The organism is Sediminibacillus dalangtanensis (assembly GCF_017792025.1).
Classification (GTDB): Bacteria; Bacillota; Bacilli; order Bacillales; family Amphibacillaceae; genus Sediminibacillus; species Sediminibacillus dalangtanensis.
This window is the reverse complement of record NZ_CP046956.1, coordinates 3,565,946-3,590,538: the sequence shown is the minus strand read 5'-3', so window position 1 is coordinate 3,590,538 and position 24,593 is coordinate 3,565,946. Positions and strand designations below refer to the sequence as shown.

Here is a 24,593-nt window from a genome sequence, read left to right as displayed (position 1 = left end):
ACACTACTATTGCATAGGAGGGTTTAGGCACATGACTTGGAAAATATATAGCCACTCCTTGCGTGATACCGATCTCTTAAATGAAGAAAGCCTGTTCTTTTTAGGAAATGGCTATCTCGGTGTGAGAGGGAGTTTTGAAGAAGGGTATGGCCCTTCGTTTGAGTCCATTCGCGGAACGTACTTAAATGCTTTTCATGATACCATCAACATTTCATATGGCGAGAAGCTTTACGGTTTTCCTGCGACACAACAGAAAATGCTCAATGTCATCGACGCACAGACCATCGACATTTACATTGGGGACGACAAGGAAAAGTTCGCCATTACAGAAGGGGAAATCCTTGATTACACGCGGACCCTTCATATGGACAAAGGATATTCAGAAAGAAGGATTCACTGGCTGTCACCTAGTGGCAAGGAGGTAAAGCTTACTTTTCAGCGCATGGTTTCCTTTATCCATCGCGAGCTATTTATTAGCAAAGTAATCATCGACCCGGTCAATTTCAACGACAAAGTGACGGTGATGTCAACGGTTGACGGCGATATTTCCAATTACATCAGCATGGATGATCCCCGCCTCGCCGCTGGTCATTCGAAGAGCCTGGCTGTGAAGGACATAGATGTCCATAACGAAACTGGTTATATCATGTGTGAAACGGAAACTTCCGGATTGCAGGTCGGTTGCCATACGAGTCACTATCTCCCAAACAATAACGATATTGAGCCGGATATTGAACACGACGAACAAAAAATTTACTTCTCGTACACGTTTGATAAAAAGAAAACAGATGCCGTAGAAATCATTAAGCAAAATATTTATGTTGATACATTGAGGCACGGAGATGACCTGAAAGAACGGGCCAAAAGTATTTACTACCGTCTGCTGGATGTAGAGTTTGAAACCTTGCTGCGTTCGCAGGAGGATTACCTGAAGCTCTTCTGGGAGCGAAGTGACGTAGAGATTCAAGGCGAGGCCAAGCTGCAGGAAGGTATCCGGTTTAACTTGTTCCATCTATTGCAATCGTCAGGACGCGATAAATTCAGTAACATTTCTGCCAAGGGACTGTCCGGTGAAGGCTATGAAGGCCATTATTTCTGGGATACGGAAATCTACTTGTTTCCTGTCTTCCTGATGACCAATCCAGAATTGGCCAAACAGCTGCTCATTTATCGTTACTCGATCCTTGAACACGCAAGGCAATGGGCACGAACACTTGGACATCGGCAGGGTGCTCTGTTTCCGTGGCGGACGATAACAGGCGAAGAATGCTCTTCCTACTTTCCGTCGGGTTCTGCCCAGTATCATATTAGTGCGGATATAGCTTATAGTTATATTCAGTATTATTTTGCCACCCATGATGAACAGTTCATGCTTGATTATGGTGCGGAATTGCTGATTGAAACAGCAAGGCTATGGATGGATACCGGGCATTTTAGACGAGATGGAAGTTTTGCGATTGATGAGGTGACGGGTCCCGATGAGTATACTTGTCTGGTAAATAACAACTATTACACGAATGTAATGGCTAAGCATAATCTGCTCTGGGCCGCAAAAATTGTGGAACGGCTGCCAAAATGGGATGAGCGGCTTGCGGAACAGCTATTTGATCAGATCGGCTTTGTGGAAGAGGAAGTAGAAGCTTGGAAGCGGGCGGCAGAGAATATGTACCTGCCTTATGATCCTGAGTTGGATATCAATCCGCAGGATGACTCGTTTCTTCATAAAAAGAAGTGGGATCTCTCGGAAACACCTGATGAAGAAAAGCCGTTGCTGCTTCATTATCATCCGTTGACCTTGTACAGATACCAAGTATGTAAACAAGCCGATACGATTCTGGCCCATTTTTTACTGGAGGACGAACAACAGTACAGCACGCTGGAGAACACGTATGATTACTATGAAAAAATCACTACTCATGATTCGTCGCTATCTTCATGTGTGTTCAGTATCATGGCCTCCAAGCTGGGATATATGGAAAAGGCATATGATTATTTTATTGAAACAGCCCGCCTGGATCTGGATAACACAAAAGGCAATACGAAGGATGGTTTGCATATGGCTAACATGGGCGGTACCTGGATGGCGATCGTCTTTGGGTTTGCTGGTTTGCGGATCAAAGAAGACGGATTGCATATGGCGCCACAGCTGCCAGATGAATGGGAAAGCTATTCGTTCCACGTGCAATACAACCATCAAGTAATCAAGGTGGACAGAGAAGTGAACAAATTGGTTCTTCACTTGCTCGAAGGTCCAGATCTACCGATATGCGTAAACGGAGAGAAGTACACCTTGAGAGCCGAAAAAGACCTAGTCATCGATCCTAACCCAAAAGCGGAAGCGACCGAATAGAGACGAAAAATTGCGCCCCCGCAACGGGGGTGGTTCGGCGTTGCCGCGCAAAGCGGCAGTGTTAGTCTGCTCTATAACGTTCTGCTAACAAAGTGAACGGACAAAGCGAAACAAAATTGCTGGATATCTTTATGTAGTCCGCAGCCCGAATACACTACGCTTTCCGCGGGTGACCCGTAAGCCTCCTCGAACTCCGTTCTCCGGGGTCTTACTTTGGCCACTCTTCCCGCAGGAGTCTCCGTGTATTCGGGCTGCTCTGTGCTTTAACCTTTAGCTATAACTATATCTATTAGCTAATCCCCTTCACAGCCAAAGTATGATACTCAGCTGCGGAAAAATGCGACACTCCTGCGGGAACAGCACCAGCTGAAGATCCCGCAGCAAGCGGTGTCTGCTTGTGAGGAAGCTGAAGCGGTGCCCGCGGAAAGGGAGTATTTTTCCGCAGCGTCGGATTTCAGCAAGCTTTTGGTCAACAGTGAAGGGAAATCCTCTATCTTTCACTTTTATCTTGTTAAGTTCCAAGAGAATGCTAGATTTATATCTTCTAAATAGGGGGGAAGAAAAGCAGAACCGCTCGGGCTAAGGCAAGAGCGGTTCTGCTTTATAGATAAAAAGAGGGGAGCACACGACGTGCAGTGATTCAGAATGCTTACTTCTGCTTTTTCGCCTTTTTTGGACCTTTATCTTTTAATTCAATATTGTATTCAAAAGGAACAGGGTCGAGACTTCCCTCTGGAGCGGCATACCAGGTTGTCATATAGTTCGTTCCTTTTTTAAATAAATTACGCAAATTTAGGGCGTCGGATTCTGTTATATTGAAAGGATCCACATGATAGACCTTGAATTTGCCGTGTTTATCTTCATTGACGAAGGTGACAGAATAATTGACGTATTGTTCAAGCAGTTCCTCTTTTGATTGCAGTCCGTCAAGCGAGGAACCGTCATACGACAAGCCGATTTCTGGAACGGTGATGTTATCGACAAACCAACCGGAATCGGTTGTTCCCCAGTCTGTTAAATAACGGAAGGAAATATACACTTTCTGTCCAGCATAATCGGATAAGTCAAATGCTTCCTGTTGCCAGTCATCAGAATAACCGGTGAATCCAGGCACATTCTCTTTGATCTTCGGATAGCCTTCCTCGACCACGTCTGATCTGGTATGTTCATTTTCCAGACTGGTCCAGGATTTGCCTTCGTCTGTCGAAACTTGGACAACACCAAAATCCCATTGTTCTTCAATATCGATGTAATGGTCGAACTGAAGGGAGGCTTCCGAAACCCCCGTTAAATCAGCTTCAAGGATAAGGCTATTGTCTGCTTCATCTCCATCATTTCCCCAGTAAACTTGGTTACCGGATCCCAATGGATCTGTAACCGTCTGCCAAGGACTCGGCAGAAAATCAACGCCGTCAAAGGTGATGTTTTCAATCTTTCCTTCAAAGTCTAGCAGTTTGTAATCAGCTCCCCATGCAGGTACGCCGTCTTTTTCATACAAGGAAGCTTCTTCAAAATTAACTGTATTGCCTCTTACTTTTCCGTCTTCTACCGGAATTTCCCGTAAATCAATCGAGTCGAAACCATAGATACCTTTTTTGCCTTTCACTTTCTGGTTTTCATCAATTAACAGGGCAGTAACGAACTTTTCGTAAACGCTTTGGAAGTCTTCTTTAATTCCGAAATCCCTGTATGCCTGGTTATAGCTTTCAATGCCGTGCAGCGGACTGGTGGCCACGTCGCGGATGAATTCCTGACCGAATTGTTCGTAGTTGTACAAGGTGAACAAGTAGACAAGCCCATAATCGGCGATTGTTTCAGGACCTGTATCCGCATTGACATGTTCATCCCAATTCACCAGGGAATTTTCCGGATGGTCGAGCAGGAAGTTGATAGAACCATAATCGTGCCCATAACCTCCCAGATATTCAGAGAATGTCGACATTCCTTCATTGAGCCAAGTCGTTTCTGAACTGTCATTATCACTATGGATCAAATGCTGGAATTCGTGCATCGTTGTCGCGAAAAAAGTGCTTTCTAGACGCTCTTCCCAGTTATTGGCATCGATCGTGATAATATTGCGATCGATATAGTTTTCCAATGTACTCCAGAAAAAACCGGCAACAAAGAATGGGTACTCCGGATCATGATAGTTATCGTCTTTGATGTTATCAACCAGCATAATCGTTTTGTCACTGCCATCTTCCGACTGGTAGTATCCTTCCGGGAGTCCTACCATATCCGGAAGCGGAGAATTGCTTCCGTCGAGAGAATCAGGAGTTCCAAAGAATGCAGTTGTTTTCGGAAAAATATTTTCGTCAAATTCATCGGCCAGCTTGTCTACCTGATCCTGGGTTACGACCTGTGGATCTCGAGGATCCCCCTCGGGGAAACTAAGATCTTCCGCAACCCAAATTTCCACGTTGTCGCCTACGCTACGCAAGGTGAATTCTTTAAAGCTCAAGTCCCGGTCGAGAAACAGCTTGGTTCCTCCATCGTAAGTGAATCCTTCATCGGCTGCTGTACTGCTTGCTGTCTCGTCTTCATTAAAATTCACTTTTGCTGCTGATTGTTTAATCAGCTTTGGTGCTTCTTTTTGAAACTCCTCATCTTTCGACTTCTCGTTCAATTCTGCACTGATGTCCAGCACATCCCCATATCGCTCAATGTTCCAGCTTTCATTGCTTTCTGCTGCTTCGGTCTGATAGGAAGCAACAGGAGCAAACAAAGAAAAAGACAACACACTAGTAGAAATGATTGCGGTCAGTTTTTTCTTCAAATAACATTCCCTCCCCGAAATATAGATATATACGTGTGCTCCGCCACTTATCATTATAGTTAATTTTTCATAATATTATGAATAGTTATTTGGTAGTGTTTCCGCGACAGCGTTCGCAGTCTGACTAGGCTAATAGCACTGCTTACACGGCTCATTCGATCGGCATTGACAAGCTTTGCGAAAAATGGCTCGTTTTTTCTGCTGCCGATAGGGGTATCTATTACTAATAATCAGGCACGGCCTTGGATAAAAGTGTGCAAAGTGGATGGTGGTTCAAGTGAAATACAATACCCTATATCGGATATACAGCATCGTTTTCATGACAATGAAATTCCTCTTGCAAATATATGGATTTCAGTTTATACACCGTGTCTGGGACAGAGAAACCATCAAAAAATGGGAAAGGCTGCTGGCAGGACAAGCTAGGGAGTACCGCAAGAAGGCTTTGGAACTAGGCGGCTTGATGATAAAATTTGGTCAATTTTTAAGTATGCGAAGGGATTTACTGCCGGCTGCCTTTATAAAGGAATTAGAAGGCCTGACAGACAAAGTGAAATCAATTCCCTTTAAATATTCCCGGCAAACCCTCGAGGAGGAGTGGCAGACAAATTTGGAAGAACATCTTGCCGAACTGGACCGTTATCCAGTCGCTTCTGCCTCCATTGGAGAAGTGTACAAGGCAAGGCTGCATAATGGCAGTCCTGTGGCAGTGAAAGTAAGAAGGCACCGGGTCGAAGAAGTTTTTCATAAGGACTTTCGGGCGCTGCGTATTGTGTTTTGGCTGCTATCCCAGTTCACAGTTTATGGGAAGAAAGCAGATTTACAGAAGTTATATAAAGAAATCGTCTCCGTGATGAGCCAGGAACTGGACTTTGAACAGGAATTAAAATATGCCAACTATTTCAAAACTCGTTTCCAAAAAAATGAAAATATTCACATTCCTGAATACTATGATGATTTGTGTACAGGCCGGGTACTGGTAATGGAGTGGGTCGAGGGGGAAAAAATCGATAATATTTCTTTTATGCAAGAACACGGCATCGACCGAAAACAAGCGGCCAAGACGCTGTTTGATTTTTACATCGATCAGTTCATCAATCCAGGCCTCTTCCATGCAGATCCGCATGTCGGCAACATTCTCATTCAACAAGACGGAACGATCGCCATTCTTGATTTCGGAATGGCAGGGGAAATCCGGAAAGAAGATACAAAGCAGTTGCGGAGTGTGGTGCAGGGAGTCATCCTGGATGATTATGATCGTGTGGTTCATGCATTGCTTGAAATGGACTTCCTTTTGGAAAACCATGATACGGAAAAAATCAAAAAACTATTGAAGAAAACGCTCGATATCTACCAGGAGCAGGCAGGACAGCGGATGCAGGGCGAACTGCTGGAGCAAATCATGGAGGATCTTCAAGTACTTGTGAAAGAGCAACCGATCCAGCTCCCGGCAGATTATGCCTTTCTGGGCAGGGCTGCGTCGATCCTGCTTGGTGTGCTGCTATCGATTTACCCGGAAATGGACATCGTAAAGTGGGCGCGTCCTGTCGTAAAACAGTGGGCCTCCGGTGAGAATGGAAAAGGGTCTATTTATACAGAAGTGTTCAAAGAATCTGCCCGTCCGTTGCTGTCACTACCACGAGAACTGATTGAGTGGATGAATGATGGGGAAAGGGACCGAGAATGGGCAAAAAACAAACAGCGCTATAAGTTTATGCACCAATACTACTTATTTTACGCGGTCATCTGTTTTTTCTTACTAGCTGTCGGAGCTGCCGTCCTTTCAGCCGGGTGGTTCTTGAACTCCCATGAACTTATAAAGGGCGGCGCTTTTGTGAGTGGACTATTTTTCATTCTGTTGGGCGCATTGGCAAGGAAGCATTACAAAATGATCCACTCATTAAAACATAAGAGGAGGTTTTGGTAAATGAGTGATTTGCTGAAGAGGGGATTTTTGCTTGGATTGGGAGCTGCTATGCTTGGCAAAGAAAGCTTAAAGAAGAAGTTGGATGAAATGGTGGCGAACGATGAATTGACGGTGAAACAAGCAAGAGAAATGCTGCGAAAATTCACCGAAAGAGGGGAATCGAAAGCGGCGGAATGGAGTGAACAGCAGGCTGATCAGAAAAAGAAAATCATTGATGAATTGGGAATCGCCACAAAAGAGGAATTGAAGGAACTGGAGGTAAGACTTCAACAACTGGAAAATATCCATTACAAAGAGAACGGACAATAGTCGTGCAGGCTTTCCCGTTAAGCGTTTCTGCCAAACGGGAAAGCCGCCATGATCGATAGGGGAACACGAATAAATCAGCTTTGCTGGTGGTGGAGCATTTCAACGGCCTGCTTCAAATGTGATTTCGTAATGACTCCTTTGTCCTTGAACAAACCTAGCTCCATCGCCCTCATACTCATTTCCGGTTTAATACCGGTCAGGATTGGCGAAATACCGAGTAGTTTTAATAAATCCAGCAACTTATATAAATAACTGACAAACAAATCGTTTACTGTAACAACGCCGGATAAGTCGATAACCAACCAGTCAATGGACAGTTTGCTGGCCTTTTGGGTGGTCTCCTCCAGAAGGATTTCCGCCCGCTTTTCATCTATTTCTCCAATCACTGGCAGTATGGCTACCTGGTCCATAATCGGGACAATCGGCGTTGAGGCTTTTAGATATTTTTCTTCAAAACTGCTCAGCTTTCGTTCATCCTCTTCCTTTAGGGTAACGCTTACCCCGTGGATGATATGATTATACAATTGGTCAATTCTGGTCATGGTTTCCAGGGCTTCATGATACTGATCTTCTGCAGCAATTTCTTCCACGAAAGACCAGAGAACTCGTTTATGTACACTCAATTTGGCCAACGAGTCGGATAAACTGTTATTTCGTTCAACCAACAAATGGCCGGTTTTCTGGCCCCATTTTACAGCTTCTTGATTGGAAGCTTCATTATCCGGCAGTAGATCAGCAATCGTTGAAATCAAGTCATGCAGGAATTGATAAGACAGCTCATGGTCGTTTTCTGTATGGTTCTGGAAAGTGTCCGGAAAGCTTTCAAACAACTTTTGGAGCAGTGAATCGGTCAGCTGCTGGACGTTTTCCTGCAGGTGCTTTTGAAAATAAGCGAGCTGTTGGATTTGTTCCAAATCTTCACCCCCCTTGTAAGTTTGCTTGAATACATTATAACCGGTATGCCCCGTTTACGCTATTGGGAACGCTTGTTCAGATGGGAGTGCCGGCGTATTGCAGGTTGGTGCGAGACCAGGGATTCCCGTCAATGAATAGTAACTGCCTTGAAGGGCTGAAAAAAGGTGGATAGGAATGAAAAAAGCTTGGGTCGTATTGCTTCTCTTATTAAACGGTTGCCAAATCAGGACGTTGAATCCGCACAGCCAGGTCGCTGAAGATCAGGCGATGTTAATTTATTTGAGCTTTGCCATCATGATTGTGGTCATGGCGGTAGTTTTTATACTTTTGTTCCGCTTTGCCTGGAAATATAAACAGACAGCGAAAAACAAAAATGATGTCCCGGAGGAAATCAACAGCAATAAGCGGTTGGAAATTACCTGGACACTGTTTCCTGTTCTGCTGTTGGCCATTCTGGCAGTTCCTACTATTTTGGTCACCTACCAGGTTTCCCCAAAATCGACAAGTGAAGCAGAAGGTGAGGCTACGGACGAAGCGGCAATTCATATACAGGTGACAGCGGAACGATTTGATTGGACATTCACCTATGAAAATGGCAGACAGTCTGATCGACTGGTTTTGCCAGTAAATAAGCAAGCTGTCCTTCACTTGCAATCGGAGGATGTCATCCACTCCTTTTGGGTTCCGGAACTTGGCGGCAAACAGGATGTCATCCCTGGAAAAGAAATTTTGTTTAAAGTGACACCGGAGAAAACCGGAACATTCCTTGGAAAATGTGCAGAATTTTGCGGAGTGAACCATTCGCTGATGAGATTTGACACCAACGTATTGCAAGAACAAGCTTACCGAACTTGGCTGCAGGAAGAATGAGAATTCACTTAATAAAGGGTGGAGAACATGACATTGCCTATTTGGGATAACGTATTATACATGCCTGGAGATATAATAGCTGCCTGGATACTGATGGTGCTGTTGGGACCAATCCTCGCATTATGGTTGTTCAAAACAAAAAAATGGCCGATCGTTTGGGAATATATGCGAACAACCAATCACCGCAAAATCGGCACGATGTATGTGTTGTTCGGTTTTCTGTTTTTTCTGAGGGGTGGAGTAGATGCTCTGTTAATGCGCACCCAACTGGCTGTTCCGGAAAACAACTTCTGGTTGTTTCAAGGAGAAAAATACAATGAAGTTTTTTCGACACATGGCACCATGATGATTTTTTTTGCAGCAATGCCGCTGTTGATCGGGTTGATGAATATTGCGGTTCCTTTGCAAATTGGAGCCCGGGATTTGGCGTTTCCATTTCTTAACGCCGTAAGTTTCTGGATGTTCTTGGCCGGAGGCATGCTGTTCAACATGGCTTTTTTCCTGGACAGTTCTCCAAATGCTGGCTGGACTGCCTACACCCCTTTATCGACCGATACTTATACACAGACAGCAGGTAATGATTATTATACATTTGCCCTGCAAATTTCCGGGCTGGGGACTACATTGACAGCAATCAATATGATCGTTACCATTTTGCGCCATCGAGCACCTGGAATGAAACTGAACCGGATGCCGTTGTTCCCATGGGCGACGCTGGTAACGTCCTTCTTGATTTTAGTCGCTTTTCCGGTATTGACCATCGCCTTGTTTTTATTGATGTTTGACCGCCTGTTTGATACGTCTTTTTTCTCAGGAGAGGCTGGGAATCCGGTGTACTGGCAGCACTTGTTCTGGATTTTTGGTCATCCGGAGGTGTATATTTTGGCCTTGCCTGCATTCGGCATCTTTTCTGATGTCATCTCCACTTTTTCACGAAAAAAAGTGTTCGGTTACACCGCGATGGTGCTGTCGCTCTGTCTGATTGGGTTTCTTGGGTTTATGGTTTGGGCGCACCATATGTTCACGGTAGGGCTCGGTCCGATGGCAAATATCTTCTTTGCAATCACCACCATGATGATCGCCATTCCTACTGGTATCAAAGTGTTCAACTGGCTGTTTACCATGCGGAATGGTGTGGTTCGTTTCACGGTGCCTATGTTGTTTGCTCTTGCTTTTATTCCTACTTTTGTGATGGGCGGAGTCACCGGGGTCATGCTGTCCGTCGCGGCAGCAGATATGCAGTTTCATGATACACACTTCGTCGTCGCCCACTTTCACTATACGATTATCGGTTCCACGATATTGGGAGTTTTTGCTGGCATCTATTACTGGTACCCAAAAATAACCGGCAAATTGCTAGATCGGCGTCTCGGATTATGGCATTTGGGTTTGTTCATTACCGGTTTTCATTTAACGTTTTTCATTATGCATATCACTGGATTGAATGGAATGCCAAGACGGACGTACACCTATCAGTGGGGCGAAAACTTATTTGTATTTAACTTTATCAGCACAATCGGGGCATTTCTTATGGGAGCAGGAATGGCTGTGTTCGTCTGGAATATCCTCCGCACTTGGCGATCCGGGAACCATGCAGAAGCAGATCCGTGGCAGGGACGGACATTGGAATGGACGGTGCCGTCTCCCTCTCCGGAGCATCCGTTTACTCAAATACCCGTGGTAGACCAGCGGGATGCCTTCTGGTATGCCAAGCAGGAGGAAAGGCATCTTTCGATCGAAAAACAAGCCCGGCCGGCCCCGATAGCCCTCAAAACCCTCCAGCCGTTATGCATAGGTGTGATACTCTGGCTGTTATCGCTGGCCATGATTTATCATTGGTGGATGCTGGCAGCCTTGAGCGGCGTTCTGGTATTGGCTATGTTCTTGCTGCGGACGTGGCGGGATGAACGTATAAAAGCAATAGGGAAGGAGGAGGTTACCGATGAGTAAACAGGCTCAAGCATTATTTTTGGATAAAAAGATGGGATTTTTTATTTACCTCTTCGTAGAAGGTGTTATGTTTGCTGTTTTATTTGCCACGTATATCGTGTATACACCTTCTCACTCCGGACCAAAGCCGGAGGATGTCTATTCCGTTCCGACGGTATTTCTGGCCTCGTTATGCTTGTTTTCAAGCAGTGCAACGCTGTTTTTGGCGGAAAAGGGATGGAGCAGCAGGAGTATGCCTTTCATCAGGGGTGGAATGGCGGGCACGTTTTTCCTTGGAGCAAGCTTCCTCCTTTTGGAAATCAATGAATACTACAACTATGCGACGGAGGGATATACCTTTACAGCAAATAACTTTTTATCCTCCTTTTATATCCTGACCGGCCTGCATGCCGCCCATGTATTGTTCGGTTTGTTATGGATGATGGTATTATTCCTGCAATCCTTTCGACCCCTGCCATCCGCACTTTATCGGGAAAAGCAGAAAATTTTTCACTATTATTGGCATTTCGTAGATGTGGTATGGTTGTTCATATTGTGTGTGGTGTACATACCATATATAGTGTAAGCGTATACATTATTGTCAATTCAGCACTTCCTCTTCTAGGCATAAAATACGCTAAATTTCAATAAAATTATCTTTATTTTTTATAATTTTTTGAAAATAGCATTGAATATTTGTCATTTTAAAAGTAAAATAAACTATAAACACTTAGCGTTCAGGCACCTGTGGGGGGATGCCAACTTTTTCGAATGAGGAGGATAAACTCTGAATGATTGACTACACTGTATTTGTGAGCAATATAGAACAGGAGTTAAAACGTGAACTCTGTAACGAAGAATTGGAATTCGTCCTATGGATGTATGAAAGGTATATAGAAGATCAACAGCAAATGAACTTTGTCATTTAAATAGATAGCCTGAATTAAGCCTTGGAGCCTGTAGCTGCAAGGCTTTCTTACTGTATAAGAAATGATAAATTTAACTGTCTGTGGATCATTATTGGCTGAAACAGCCACGTCCAGCTCCAGCACCTACCCCTCGAGGTCTTAAGCTTGTCGGAGGCCCACACGATGTGGGTCATGCAGGCGTTGCCACAGGACGTGGCGGCTCTAGCCTGTACTCCTTTAAACAGGCGCTTGCGCTTTTGTCCTTAAAGAAGATTGGCGGCCAGGAGAAAGAACCTGTGAATTTATGGAACCATTATTTATTCTCGGGGAACGACTTTGCTATGCCATACAAAAGGATGAAGGCAACAAATGCAGCCACGATTAGATTAATATAATACATAATCCCGCTGCCGAAATGATTGAGCAGGGTATCAGCCGCAGGTCTAGCCAGATATAAATAGTTTGCTCCTGCCAGGGGGTTGATAAGCATTCCTACTACAAGCGCATAACTTACCAGAAACAAAAACGCCCGCAGCATCGATGCCAAGGTGATCCGGATAGGGATGGAAAGAACCAGAAAAATTCCTGACCAGGAAATGGCGATATGATGGAGGAAAAACTTCCAGAAACGAAAGTGTTCCGGCCCGTAAGGTAAATCCGGCGTGATCAACGCCAGCATGGCTGGAACGACCGCAAGAAAATAAGTAAGCCGTATGAACGGTTTATTCTGGAAGATTAGCGCCAGCATCGCTGTGATGGACGCTATTCCACAAAGGTGGAGGGGCATGTGATCCGGGAAGCGCCAAACTCCATGGTGAATGGCCCATCCCTGATAAGATAGCTCACTGGAAAGCAGCAGAAGGAACAAAAGCCAGCGGATGATTGCATGGGCATGCTTTTGCTGCAACTTTTTGCGCAGAATGATCATGACCAGTACTCCGCAGGCATAGGCGGCCAGCATAAGCAAGTGGCTGGTTGAAAATGGTTGAAACATATCGGTTGAAGACACATCGAACCACGTTCCCATCTTGAATTCCTCCTCCTGCATCTGGTTATCTACCAAACTAGCATAAAATACCAGTGGCATCCAAGGAAATTCCTGTTGAAAACTTGTTTTCCTCGCGTTATTGTATTAAGAAATGTTTTTTATTATGATAGGAAAGTATGTTTTAAGAAACGTAAATGAATCGTCGTAAAAAACGCGGGCTGGGATTTTTTGGTCCAGCTGTAGTAAGACAAAAAAGATACATGCGGAAAGGAGTTGGATCATGAATTCCACAAGGGAAAGCTGGGCATCGAAACTCGGTTTTATGCTTGCAGCGATGGGTTCTGCTGTCGGACTGGGCAACATTTGGCGTTTCTCTTATGTAGCCGGCGAAAATGGCGGCGGAGCCTTTTTGATTTTGTACCTTGCGAGTATTTTAATTGTCGGGATACCATTATTGCTCGCCGAGGTCAGCATCGGCCGCAAGGCTAAAAGTGACGTAGTGGGATCTTATCGGACGCTCGCTCCCAAAAAACCTTGGTATCTAGCTGGGTTTCTAGGAGTCTTTGGAGCGCTGTTGATTCTAGGATTTTACAGCGTGGTAGCAGGCTGGTCTATGTATTATTTTTGGAATTATCTATCAGGTTATTTTTTTACGGTACCAGAGCAAGGTTATGGTGGTGCCTTCGAGACGTTTACCTCTTCCACTGCACAGCCGTTGATGTGGCATGGTATTTTTATGGTGCTGACCATTGCGATTGTATTGACAGGGGTCAAAAAAGGTATCGAACTTGCCAACAAGATCTTTATGCCGGCATTGGCTGTTCTTTTAATTATCCTTGCCATCTTTAGCTTGTCGCTGGATGGTGCGATGGAAGGATTGCGCTTTTTGTTCCAGCCTGATTGGAGTGTGCTCAGCAATCCATCTGTTTATATTGCTGCCCTCGGACAGGCCTTTTTCTCCTTGAGTCTCGGAGTAGGAGTCATGATGACGTATGGAAGCTATCTTGGGGATCACCATAAGCTGCCGGGGGCAACAGTCGGCATCGGTTTGATGGATACCTTTTTCGCTGTTATTTCCGGAATCGTTATCTTCCCGGCGGTATTTGCGTTTGGTATTGAACCAGACTCAGGTCCTGTCCTTGTATTTATCACGCTTCCGGATATATTCAGCCAAATTCCGTTTGGCGGGATGGTAGGAATCTTGTTTTTCTTGTCATTAACCCTTGCCGCGGTCTCTTCATCTGTTTCTTTACTGGAGGTACCGGTAGCCTATTTGATGCGTTCCGTAAAATGGAGCCGTAGACAAGCCTCGATCATTACTGGCATTATTATCTTTCTATTGGGAATCGGCGCTTCCCTGGGAATGGGAGCTTGGTCTGGATTCACGCCAATCGGCCAGCTTAACATCATGGATTCCATGGATTATATAGCGTCCAATATTTTTCTCCCGATCGGCGGCCTGGTGATGGCGCTGTTCGTCGGGTGGTATTTCAGCAGAAGAGAAGCGTTGACTGCCGCTGACCTGCAGCATCAGGTGGTGGGCAGCTGGTGGTACGTAATTGTGAAATACCTGGCACCGGTCATCATTTTGCTGATTTTCCTGAATGCCCTCGGTATTTTGTAGGAGTTGATCATGGAAGGATGCGAGGTGAACCGACGCCTCCTTCCGTGTTATACTTAGTTAGTTGAAGCAATTATAAAGTAGCTGGTGGCAGTTTGCAGGCATGGCTAGTCTACTTGGTAAAATAGAAGGAGGGATTCCATGGCAATTTCCAATCAAACCGTCTTGACCAAAATGATGAGTGAATTGCAGGAAGCTCTGGAGAAAAAGGACGAAACCGCAGCAATAAGGGAGCATGTCCGGTCTGTTCGTCTGTTATGCGATTTAATGCTGGAAGAAGACAATGCTGCAGCAGGGACGGAACCGGAACAGGAATTGATGAAAATGATGGGCGATATGCATGCTGGTAGTCATGCTGGTCCATCAAAAGTCAAGTCTACCGGCAAGCAAACAATCGATCATGAAGAAGCGAACGGCAATTCGATTTTTGACTTTTAACAGAGGTGAAACCAGATGAAATTGTTTCTGATTTTAGGCATTATCAATGGGTTTCTTGCAGTGGCACTGGGAGCCTTCGGAGCTCACGGACTGGAAGGGAAGATTTCCGAAAAAGCTTTGGCCACATGGGAGAAGGCTGTTAATTATCAAATGTTCCATACGATGGCGCTGCTCATAACCGGGCTGCTGGCCAGCCGCTTCCAGGCGGCAAGTCTGTCCACAGCTGGATGGTTATTCTTTGTCGGTATCGTGTTGTTCTCGGGAAGTTTATATGTTTATGCAACGACAAGCATCAAATTTTTTGCCATGGTTACGCCGTTTGGCGGGTTGGCTTTCCTGGCGGGCTGGATTGCCCTGGGATATGCTGCGATTAAATTAGTATGATTGCCAAATAACTGATGAGTACGATGATAAAAAATGCTCTGACAACTTGTTGAGCGAACGGAAGGGTATGCTGCTTTTTATGTTCGGCAAGTCCTTCAAAAATAAAGCTGAAAGCCAGGAAATAGAACGCTGCTATAACCATGATCAGGCTTGCTTTGATGAGGGCGATCACCCCTAAGAGCAAGGCAAGTCCCATCGTGAGCAGCTGTAATTGAAAGAATTTTTTATAGGGATGTTTCACCAGGCAATGCCCCCTTTTTCTGTGATTTACCATCGACAAGTTGTATTGCTGGCTTTCTGTCAGCAGAAGAAACCCTTGCATGCTCAAAACCTGCAAGGGTTTTATAGTGAGGAAAAAGAATAAACGCAGTTTCCGGATTCACTTGTAACACCGAGCTGTCAGCGCCGTGGTTGGTAAGTAGCTGTCTGGCCGGAGCCTCCGCCGTACGGATAGGTATAATTGATTTCTTCCGGAAAGGTAATATAATCCAAATAAACCATGAGCAGCAAATACCGGCGGTTCGTTTCCGGGTCGCTAAGTATTAAATGGTCTCTTCCTGCAGCTTCAATGATGCCCTTGAATATCATGGCATTCCAACGATCGTTATTCTCGAATGTCATATAAACGGTAGCCCTTTTGCCGCGATTGAGTCGTAATATATTTTCGATGTAAGACTGCTCAGTTGGCAGCATGCCGGGAATATCAGACGCGCCTGCCGTTTGCTGTTGCTGAGGCTGTTGCTGAGGCATCTGCTGTGGTTGCTGCATTTGTTGCTGAGGCATTCCCTGCATCCCTGGATAATATCCTTGCTGGGCGCCCGGCATCATTTGCTGCGGATAATAATACCCTGGTGTCTGACCGTATCCATAACTTTGTTGTCCCTGTGACGGATAACCGGCACTGCTGCTTCCTTGTGTTCCAGAAGGCATCTGTCTTTTATCCTTACTCATCTTGCTAACCTCTCCCTTCATCATCCACTCGATATTTATTCAGGTCCTTGCCTGTAAGAAAACACATTCTATGTTCCCGTACACTTTCTCCGAATTGAGACGGAGTATAAAAAACCGTGACTTTTATCCTTCACATTAAGTCTGTGTCTTGCTCGTTACACGGAATGACGCTATAAGATGTCACCTCTTTCTTGATGTGAACGAGAGAATTTTCCACTGCTGCCAATGCTCTCTAATAGGTATACGTATGCTGCGGACAAAAGCTCTATGACCAAAAAGAAAGGAAAGGTGAAATGGAGGGAAGGAATAATGCGGGCAAAAAGTAGTGATCTGTTTCTTCTTAATATGGAGAACTATCCACTCCGGCAAGGTACTTCGCTTTCCGCGGGCACGGATTCAGCTAGCTTTTCCCGCTGGAATCTGCGTACCTTGCCTCCGTTATGTTTGAGGAGACTTCGATGCAAGGGAGATCTTATCTTTGAATTGGACCGTACAGAATGAAACCGTTGATAGTCTTTATCATTTTAGTCACAGGAGTCCATCATCCTCTATCTGATTGCTTCTTAAGGGAATTAACCAATCTACAAAAACTGCTTTATTAAAACACCTCCATCATTTTGAAATCAGAACGCTGTAACTTAGCGGAGGCAATATACGGAGACTCCAACGGGAACAGCACGAGCTGAAAATCCCGCAAGAAAGCGTTTTGTGCTTTCTGAGGAAGTTGAAGCCGTGCCCGTGGAAAGCGTAGTATCTTGACGTAGCGATGGCAAGCGCTCTTCAAACAACAGAATGAAAGGAGGCCTAGGTGTTTACCTTATATTAAATAAAAAAACCGAACGATTTCGAATGTCGTTCGGTTTTTGCTTTGTCTGCTATGCTTTTGTCACGATCACAAGGCTGTTTTCGAAAACGGATAGGATGACCAAGGTTTTTGGAGATATCCTTAAATTTGCAGGAACGATGGTAGTTGTTCAGGAGTTAAAATGCTGCCGACATAGAATGGACCGAATTCGCCGTAGCGGGCACTTACTTCGTCAAAGCGCATTTCATAAACGAGCTTTTTGATTTCCAGTGAATCGTGAGCGAACAACGTAACGCCCCATTCCCAATCGTCCAATCCCATGGATCCTGTGATGATTTGCCGGATTTTCCCTGCATACTTTCTGCCTGTTTTACTATGCTCGTACATCAGCTTGCCGCGGTCTTCAAACGGAAGCATGTACCAGTTGTCGTCCCCCTGGCGGCGCTTGTCCATTGGATAGAAGCAGATATACTGCCATTTTGGAAGCGTCGGCTTCAGCCGCGCCTGGGTTTCCGGCTTTTGTTCCGGATCCTCGCCGTCTTTGCTTGGTCTGTACTTGGAAAGCTCGACGACCGATACATAGGAATAAGCAGGTTTCGTGAATTCAGCTAGCTTGCTTTTGTTAAATTCTGTCTCGATTTGATTCAATTCTTCCAAAGTCGGACGTAACAACATTAACAGAAAGTCAGCTTTTTGCCCGACTATTGTATATAAGGCATGGCTGCCGTTGCGATTTTGTTCGACTTGCTCCCACTTTTCTAGGAGCTGCTGAAATTCGTGGATGGCAGCTTGCCGTTCGTCACTTGTCGCAAGCTTCCAGGAAGTCCAGTCTATTGTACGTAAGTCATGTAAACAATACCAGCCGTCCATTGTTTCAACTGCTTCTGGCATAGTAGGTCACTCCTTCAAGGTTAAGTATGTTTTTAATATAACATAATTAGGGAAAGATAATCATTAACGGAAACTCGGACAGCTTACGCTTTCAAATTTCCCCAAAAAGCTTGTCTGGCAATGGATCTAAGGTACCTTGCAAAAATCTCGAAAAGAATGCCGGCCATAAGTGTCATGATTTGGACATAAATGGGAACATGATAAGGCTTGCAAGGCAATTTTCTGAACAGAAGGCTTTCATTTACACAGAAAAAAGCGTATCATATATAACAGAATGAATGTTGGAGGGTTTCAAATGAGTGATTTATTTGTAAGTTTAAAAGATAAAGTGAAATCAGATAGTAAGCGAATCGTATTCCCTGAAGGTTTGGACGAGCGCATTTTGACAGCTGCAAGCCAGCTTGGTGCGGAAGGGATTCTAAAACCTGTATTAATCGGAAATGAAGAAAAAGTAGTACAGAAAGCGCAGGAGCTTCAAGTGGACGTTTCGGCTTCTGAAATAATCGACCCACAAAATTATGCCGCATTTGACGACATGGTGGCAAGCTTCGTAGAACGCCGCAAAGGAAAAAACACGGAAGAACAAGCAAGAGAAATGCTGCTCGACGAAAACTATTTTGGTACGATGCTTGTTTATATGGGAAAAGCTGATGGACTGGTCAGCGGAGCTGCCCATTCTACTGCAGATACCGTTCGTCCTGCGTTGCAAATTATTAAAACGAAGCCGGGAATCAAAAAAACTTCTGGTGTATTTATCATGGTGAAAGAAGAAGAAAAGTATATTTTCGCGGACTGCGCCATCAACATTGCGCCGGATAGTCAGGATTTGGCAGAAATAGCTGGAGCCAGCGCGGAAACTGCTAAGCTTTTCGATATCGATCCGCGCGTTGCCATGCTGAGCTTTTCTACGAAAGGTTCCGCTAAATCGGAAGAAACAGAGAAGGTGGCTGAGGCTGTTAAAATCGCCAAAGAACAAAACCCTGATCTGCCATTGGATGGTGAATTTCAGTTTGATGCGGCCTTTGTGCCGGCAGTAGCAGAGAAGAAGGCACCCGGTTCCGAACTGAAAGGGGATGCGAATGTATTTATTTTCCCTGGACTTGAAGCCGGAAACATCGGTTATAAAATCGCCCAGCGGCTAGGTAATTTTGATGCAGTCGGTCCGATTCTGCAAGGACTGAACCAGCCGGTCAACGACTTGTCCCGCGGTTGTGTGGCGGATGACGTTTACAAACTGGCGATCATCACGGCTGCTCAAGCTTTATAAAGGAATACAGACAAGATAATGCAGCTTGTAGAGAAACCCCCGGTTTTTCTGCAAGCTTTTATTTTTTCTCGCAGTTTGGCTTCCTTATCATATGGGAAAAGAGACGTTCTCCATCAACGTTATTGCTGGCACGAGTAACCGCTGTTTCAAAAGTGGAATAGAAAGCATCTTATTAGCGCAGTGTGTTCCAGGAAGCGCTGGATTAGCACGACTCACTTTTCAAGACGACTTTTTTCACGACCAGAAGACGAGATACGTCGATAGACAAAGCGCCTGCAAAGTATTACGATAAAACCCAACTGGAAAACAAACGAACATTGCTTGTAAGGGAAGGAGGCATTCTGCTTGGAAAATACACCTTTTTACATAGAAAAAGTCATTTTGCACCGGCTGGTCATGGACTTGAAAAATCCATTCCAAACCAGTTTCGGTACGTTCTCCACTAAAGACTTTTTTATCGTGGAAGCTGTAGACGGAAATGGAAATAGTGGTTTTGGCGAGTCGGTCGCCTTTCCGGTCCCTTGGTATACGGAAGAAACAGTGGCGACAACCGAACATGTAATCAAGGACTTTTTACTGCCATTGTTGTTCAAGAAATCCATTCGCCATCCAGACGAAATCAGCAGCCGGTTTTCGGTGATCCGCCGCAACAATATGGCAAAGGCAGCAGTGGAAGGAGCGGTTTGGGACTTATATGCTAAGCGACAGGGATTGTCGCTCGCCGCTGCATTGGGCGGGGAACGACATTGGGTAGAGTCAGGTGTCAGTATTGGAATCCAACCGTCCGTTTCCAAGCTGCTTGCTGTTATGGAACATCATCTGGAGGAAGGCTATAAGCGGATAAAATTGAAAATCAAACCCGGAATGGATGTAGCAGTCCTTCGGGAAGTACGCCGCCATTTTCCCGATGTCCAGCTGATGGCTGACGCAAATTCTGCTTATACACTTCAAGATGTTGATATATTAAAGCGGCTGGACGAATTCGGTTTGACGATGATCGAACAACCACTTGGTCACGATGACATTTATGAACATTCCATTCTACAAAGCAAGCTGGAGACCCCGATATGCCTGGATGAAAGCATCAGTTCCCTAACAGATGCTAGGGCAGCTGTCAAACTGGGAAGCTGCCGGGTAATCAACCTTAAAATCGGCCGGGTAGGCGGCTTGAGTGAAACGAAAAAAATACATGACTTCTGCCGGGAAAAGAACATACCTGTCTGGTGCGGGGGGATGCTGGAAGCAGGTGTGGGGCGCGCCCATAACATTGCTATTGCTAGTCTGCCGCAGTTTTTGTATCCTGGGGATATTTCTGCATCGGAACGCTATTGGCGCAAGGATATTATTACACCGCCAGTTATATTGCAAAATGGTGAAATCACGATAAAAGACATTCCTGGTATTGGGTATGACATCGATTGGCAGGCCTTAGAATCGAATCGGATAGAGCGGCAGGTCCATCTGCGGCAGTAAAACAAGAAGCACTGGGTTCAATTTCCCAGTGCTTTGATGTTTCGATCCTTCATTTGTTCCAGCCTTTTTTCGAACGTTTGCTGTTCAGCGTTGTCCAGGGATTGTTCGGTAATCGATATGCTCACAGAATCTAGAGCCTGGTAAATCCACTTGCACACATCATCAACCGTTAGCTGGATGGAAAGCAGTTCAGCGAGCGAGGCCATGGTTTCCGGCTTCACTTTAGGATAGTCAAATTTATTGGGTTGCCCTTTCATCCCGATCTCATAAAATTGACGGATCAGTTCGGCCCGTTCGCGTCCGCTTCCTTCTACACAAAGGTAAATTTGAACAGCTGAACCATTTTTGACACGTCGCTGGGAAATACCGGCGAATTTTCGTCCATCAATACTTAGATCATAATCACCCGGACAGTAAGAACCTTTTATTTCGAAAGCTTTTATTTCAGTCGTTAGGTTCCGGAACAAATCCTGGATGAACGTGACCATGAATTGGTAGCCCTCGTGGATCCCAATTTCTTTGGCATCCGGTAAAATAAAGGACAGGTTGAGAACGCCTGCATCAAGGACGACCGCAAGTCCTCCGGAATTTCGGACGACTGCTTGGTAGCCGTGATCCTCGAGCCATTGGATGGCTGCATCCACGTTAGGTAACTTTGCATCCGGAATGCCGAGAATGATGGTTTTATCGTGAACCCAAAGTCTCGCTGCCGGAGGAGAAGTCCCGTTACCTACAGAAATAGCCAGTGCATCATCGTAAGCAAAGGAAGCGATCGCATCATCTCTGGCTGACTTCCCGCGCTGGTCGATATAGCGGACTGTTCCACTGAACAGTTGTTTCCAATCTTCCATACCAATATCTCCTTTGATTCCCGCCAGTTGTCTGGTCGGGCTGACTGCCGCATCTTCCGCGACCGCCAATCCATTATAGCAAATTGTATAACCGGCTGATAATCACAAAAAATCCATTTCGTGCAAAAAAACCATTTTTGTGTCGGCATTTCTATTATATAATGATAATAATTGTTTATGAATCAATCGGCAAAGGTATCAATAAAAAACATCGAAAATCGTCGACCGTTATGGTAAAGGCTTTCTCGGAAAACTTGTTGCAGGCTTTCCGTTCTTTTTTCTTTTAACGATTGGTTGACTACAAATGGAGTTAGTTGGGTACAGAAAAGATAAGGGTTGCATGGATACTTCCTGCTGCCTTTTTGATATTAGTAGAAGGGACCTGGACATGGCATATAAAGATGAGCAGTTAAGTGAAGAAAAAGTGTTTAAAGACCCTGTACATAGGTATATCCACGTCAAAGATCAAGTGATTTGGGATTTGATCGGCACAAGGGAATTTCAAAGGCTCCGCAGGATAAAGCAGCTGGGCACTTCTTTTTTAACGTTCCACGGAGCTGAACACAGCAGGTTTAACCATTCGCTCGGCGTTTATGAAATTGTCCGGCGGATATTGTTCAACTTTGAAAACCGACCGAACTGGAATAACGATGAACGGCTGTTATGCTTGTGTGCTGCCTTGCTGCACGATTTGGGGCATGGTCCGTTCTCTCATTCCTTCGAAAAAGTATTTAAGCTGGATCATGAGGACTTCACCAAAAAAATCGTCCTAGGCGATACCGAAATCAATAAAATCCTGACACGTGTCGGAAAGGGATTTGCACAGGACGTAGCTGATGTTATCAATAAAACCTATGAAAACAAATTGGTCGTCAGTTTGATATCCAGCCAAATCGATGCAGATCGGATGGACTACCTGCAACGGGATGCCTATTTCACCGGAGTAAGCTATGGACATTTCGATATGGAAAGAATATTACGGGTTATGCGGCCAATGGAGGATCAAGTCGTCATCAAGCAGACAGGAATGCATGCGGTGGAAGATTACATCATGAGCCGTTATCAAATGTATTGGCAGGTTTACTTTCACCCTGTCACCAGAAGCGCAGAGGTGATTTTGTCGAAAATTCTCCATCGTGCCAAACATTTATACGAGCAACATTATCAATTTAAGCAGAAGCCGACCCATTTTCTCTCGTTTTTTGCGGAAAGCGTCGATTTAGAGGACTATCTGCGGCTTGATGAATCGATTGTCCTCTATTATTTTCAAGCCTGGCTGGAAGAAGCTGACCCCGTTTTGCGCGATTTGTGTGAACGATTTATCAACCGGCGCTTGTTTAAATATATCGAGTTCAACCCGAATCAGCAAATGACAGAGTGGATGGAATTATACAAGCTGTTTCAGGCCATCGACATCGATCCGGAATACTACCTGGTTGTCGATTCCTCCTCTGATCTCCCGTATGATTTTTATCGTCCCGGCGAGGAAGAGGAACGGCTCCCGATTCACTTATTACAGCCGAAAAACGATGAATTGAAAGAACTATCACGCCAGTCGGATATTGTCGAAGCAATTTCCGGCAAAAAACGCACAGATCATAAGTTGTATTTCCCACTGGATGTGCTGGAACAGCTCCCGGCAGATAGACCCGAAAAAGCGCGGATTTTTGAAATATTATTCGGATAAGCAAAAATAGAATGGCCATTCGGCCAGGATAGGAGATGGTGAGTATGTTAGAAAATCACGCCAGAATCATGAAGTTTTTCTCGACGGCAGACGAAGTTGTCGGCAGGAAAAAGCTGCAGAAAATGATTTACATACTGAAGAAGTGCGACATTCCATTCGAGGAAAAATACGAGTTTCACTTCTACGGACCATATTCAGAGGAATTGACCCTCCGCGTGGAAGAGCTTTGCAATCTTGGGTTTATTTCCGAGGTGAAGGAAGATAAAAGTAACTATTACCAATACCGTTATCGTGTAACGGAGCAGGGAGAAGAGTTTTTAAACCATTCACAAGTGGAACTCCCGCCGCTTGAAAACATGATTAACAATATGAAGGAAAAAAGCTCCCGATTTCTCGAACTGGTATCTACGATGCTGTACTTCGATGACTTGTCCAAACAAGAAGTGGAAGAAAAAGTCCAAACCGTCAAAAAAACCCAAAACTATCAGGAGACAGAGATTGTCGAAGCATGGGAATTCATCGAGAACCTTCGCCGGCAATCACTCCACTGATTTTTTGATGCCTGAGGAAAAAGGAGACTATTTTTTCATCGAAGTAGTACAGTCTACGTGGAAACATAATAAATACACACTGATAATTGGCAGCTTGGGACAAAAGCGTCGTGACCAAAATTAAAACCGAACTATTTTACAATTCGTTCGGTTTTTTCTTTAGTGGCCATGCTTTTGTCCCGGCTTCTTTTGCTTTTTCTTGTATAAACAACGAAGTTGAATTCGACCTATACGCTGGGATACGAATCACGACTGAAATCTCGTACGGACAACAGTTATCGGGAACACTCAAATAGTTACAGTTTCATTGAATGTAAAGCTTTTGAATAATTGTTCTTCGAATAATGGCAGGATTGTTTAACAAAGGGGAGGAAAGTAATGGTAAAATAACGGTATTAAGAGGGAGGGCGAGAGTTGAAAAAGTATCTCAATATGATGGCGATCATTCTTTTGGTTTTCAATTTAATGGTTTATATTTCATTTTTCAACGGAATTGACATCGTGCCAGATGAGGCAGTTTTCCCTTTGATTATAGGTAGCTCAGTTATCGGGGTTGTTTTTTCGTGGCTTGGAAGTAAAGGAGAACAAGAAACATCGGTATTTATGGTAACGCCTTTGTTCTTTTATTTATAGTAATTAGTCCACTCATCGTGCGTACTTTTATATGGAACAAACCTTAGTGAAAAATCCACTAATGTGGAC

Annotated in this window: 22 protein-coding genes; 15 read left to right on the top strand and 7 right to left on the bottom strand. The window is 44.7% G+C overall.

All coding sequences use genetic code 11. The features are described 5' to 3' along the window. The first annotated feature begins 31 nt into the window (after positions 1–31). Complete coding sequence (locus ERJ70_RS17610; protein WP_209366053.1) at positions 32–2,350, top strand: glycoside hydrolase family 65 protein; 2,319 nt, start codon at positions 32–34, stop codon at positions 2,348–2,350. 649 nt (positions 2,351–2,999) lie between these two features. Here ERJ70_RS17610 and ERJ70_RS17605 read toward each other — a convergent pair. Beyond that, positions 3,000–5,126, bottom strand: a complete 2,127-nt coding sequence (locus ERJ70_RS17605; protein ID WP_245208049.1) for a choice-of-anchor J domain-containing protein — start codon at positions 5,124–5,126, stop codon at positions 3,000–3,002. A 277-nt stretch (positions 5,127–5,403) separates the two neighbouring features. On the opposite strand from ERJ70_RS17605, the gene ERJ70_RS17600 reads away from it, so the two are divergent. Together ERJ70_RS17600 and ERJ70_RS17595 are read left to right on the top strand one after the other, a co-directional pair. Next, positions 5,404–7,053 (top strand): ABC1 kinase family protein, encoded by a 1,650-nt coding sequence (locus tag ERJ70_RS17600; RefSeq protein ID WP_245208048.1) that lies wholly within the window; start codon positions 5,404–5,406, stop codon positions 7,051–7,053. Further along, positions 7,054–7,362, top strand: coding sequence for a phasin family protein (locus ERJ70_RS17595; protein WP_209366050.1), 309 nt, complete (start codon positions 7,054–7,056; stop codon positions 7,360–7,362). 74 nt (positions 7,363–7,436) lie between these two features. Here ERJ70_RS17595 and ERJ70_RS17590 read toward each other — a convergent pair whose 3' ends face one another. After that, positions 7,437–8,276, bottom strand: coding sequence for an STAS domain-containing protein (locus ERJ70_RS17590; RefSeq protein WP_209366049.1), 840 nt, complete (start codon positions 8,274–8,276; stop codon positions 7,437–7,439). Between the two features lie 175 nt (positions 8,277–8,451). On the opposite strand from ERJ70_RS17590, the gene coxB reads away from it, so the two are divergent. From coxB to ERJ70_RS17570, 4 genes are all read left to right on the top strand, one after another. Continuing rightward, on the top strand, positions 8,452–9,147 hold the full coding sequence (gene coxB, locus ERJ70_RS17585) for a cytochrome c oxidase subunit II (protein WP_209366048.1): 696 nt from the start codon (positions 8,452–8,454) through the stop codon (positions 9,145–9,147). Positions 9,148–9,174: 27 nt separating this feature from the next. After that, complete coding sequence (locus tag ERJ70_RS17580) at positions 9,175–11,097, top strand: cytochrome c oxidase subunit I (RefSeq protein ID WP_209366047.1); 1,923 nt, start codon at positions 9,175–9,177, stop codon at positions 11,095–11,097. Further along, positions 11,090–11,662: a cytochrome c oxidase subunit 3 gene (locus tag ERJ70_RS17575; RefSeq protein ID WP_209366046.1), complete on the top strand. Its 573-nt coding sequence runs from the start codon at positions 11,090–11,092 to the stop codon at positions 11,660–11,662. Before ERJ70_RS17580 ends, ERJ70_RS17575 begins: the two co-directional genes overlap by 8 nt. A gap of 205 nt (positions 11,663–11,867) precedes the next feature. Further along, positions 11,868–12,005 carry a hypothetical protein gene (locus tag ERJ70_RS17570; RefSeq protein ID WP_175486806.1) on the top strand — a complete coding sequence of 46 codons (138 nt, stop codon included), beginning with the start codon at positions 11,868–11,870 and terminating at the stop codon, positions 12,003–12,005. A gap of 292 nt (positions 12,006–12,297) precedes the next feature. Here the strand turns inward: ERJ70_RS17570 and ERJ70_RS17565 are convergent, their stop codons facing one another. Then, a complete protein-coding gene (locus ERJ70_RS17565; protein WP_209366045.1) occupies positions 12,298–13,011 on the bottom strand; it encodes a YwaF family protein in 714 nt (237 codons plus the stop codon). 241 nt (positions 13,012–13,252) lie between these two features. Here ERJ70_RS17565 and ERJ70_RS17560 point away from each other — a divergent pair, with 241 nt between their 5' ends. The 3 genes from ERJ70_RS17560 to ERJ70_RS17550 all read left to right on the top strand — a co-directional run bounded on the left by ERJ70_RS17560 (position 13,253) and on the right by ERJ70_RS17550 (position 15,415). Then, complete coding sequence (locus tag ERJ70_RS17560; protein WP_209366044.1) at positions 13,253–14,596, top strand: sodium-dependent transporter; 1,344 nt, start codon at positions 13,253–13,255, stop codon at positions 14,594–14,596. A gap of 138 nt (positions 14,597–14,734) precedes the next feature. Continuing rightward, positions 14,735–15,031: a YwdI family protein gene (locus ERJ70_RS17555; protein ID WP_209366043.1), complete on the top strand. Its 297-nt coding sequence runs from the start codon at positions 14,735–14,737 to the stop codon at positions 15,029–15,031. Between the two features lie 15 nt (positions 15,032–15,046). Beyond that, on the top strand, positions 15,047–15,415 hold the full coding sequence (locus ERJ70_RS17550) for a DUF423 domain-containing protein (RefSeq protein WP_209366042.1): 369 nt from the start codon (positions 15,047–15,049) through the stop codon (positions 15,413–15,415). Here ERJ70_RS17550 and ERJ70_RS17545 read toward each other — a convergent pair. The 3 genes from ERJ70_RS17545 to hemQ all read right to left on the bottom strand — a co-directional run bounded on the left by ERJ70_RS17545 (position 15,402) and on the right by hemQ (position 18,062). Continuing rightward, positions 15,402–15,737 carry a hypothetical protein gene (locus tag ERJ70_RS17545; RefSeq protein WP_209366041.1) on the bottom strand — a complete coding sequence of 112 codons (336 nt, stop codon included), beginning with the start codon at positions 15,735–15,737 and terminating at the stop codon, positions 15,402–15,404. The two genes, ERJ70_RS17550 and ERJ70_RS17545, sit on opposite strands and share 14 nt — an antisense overlap. A gap of 77 nt (positions 15,738–15,814) precedes the next feature. Next, positions 15,815–16,366, bottom strand: coding sequence for a spore coat protein GerQ (gene gerQ / locus ERJ70_RS17540; protein WP_374099737.1), 552 nt, complete (start codon positions 16,364–16,366; stop codon positions 15,815–15,817). A 946-nt stretch (positions 16,367–17,312) separates the two neighbouring features. Continuing rightward, the gene (gene hemQ / locus ERJ70_RS17535) at positions 17,313–18,062 is read right to left on the bottom strand and encodes a hydrogen peroxide-dependent heme synthase (protein ID WP_209366040.1); all 750 of its coding nucleotides are present in this window, start codon (positions 18,060–18,062) and stop codon (positions 17,313–17,315) included. 295 nt (positions 18,063–18,357) lie between these two features. On the opposite strand from hemQ, the gene pta reads away from it, so the two are divergent. Beyond that, positions 18,358–19,329, top strand: a complete 972-nt coding sequence (pta, locus tag ERJ70_RS17530; protein ID WP_209366039.1) for a phosphate acetyltransferase — start codon at positions 18,358–18,360, stop codon at positions 19,327–19,329. Between the two features lie 396 nt (positions 19,330–19,725). Further along, positions 19,726–20,802 carry an o-succinylbenzoate synthase gene (menC, locus tag ERJ70_RS17525; RefSeq protein WP_209369510.1) on the top strand — a complete coding sequence of 359 codons (1,077 nt, stop codon included), beginning with the start codon at positions 19,726–19,728 and terminating at the stop codon, positions 20,800–20,802. 17 nt (positions 20,803–20,819) lie between these two features. Here the strand turns inward: menC and ERJ70_RS17520 are convergent, their stop codons facing one another. After that, positions 20,820–21,653, bottom strand: a complete 834-nt coding sequence (locus tag ERJ70_RS17520; protein WP_209366038.1) for a lipoate--protein ligase family protein — start codon at positions 21,651–21,653, stop codon at positions 20,820–20,822. Positions 21,654–22,041: 388 nt separating this feature from the next. Between ERJ70_RS17520 and ERJ70_RS17515 the strand changes: the two genes are divergently transcribed. The 3 genes from ERJ70_RS17515 to ERJ70_RS17505 all read left to right on the top strand — a co-directional run bounded on the left by ERJ70_RS17515 (position 22,042) and on the right by ERJ70_RS17505 (position 24,524). Beyond that, a complete protein-coding gene (locus ERJ70_RS17515; protein WP_209366037.1) occupies positions 22,042–23,340 on the top strand; it encodes an HD domain-containing protein in 1,299 nt (432 codons plus the stop codon). Between the two features lie 44 nt (positions 23,341–23,384). After that, entirely contained in the window at positions 23,385–23,891 is a 507-nt protein-coding gene (locus tag ERJ70_RS17510) for a YwgA family protein (protein ID WP_209366036.1), read from the top strand. A 414-nt stretch (positions 23,892–24,305) separates the two neighbouring features. Further along, a complete protein-coding gene (locus tag ERJ70_RS17505; RefSeq protein WP_209366035.1) occupies positions 24,306–24,524 on the top strand; it encodes a hypothetical protein in 219 nt (72 codons plus the stop codon). The last annotated feature ends 69 nt before the right edge of the window (positions 24,525–24,593 follow it).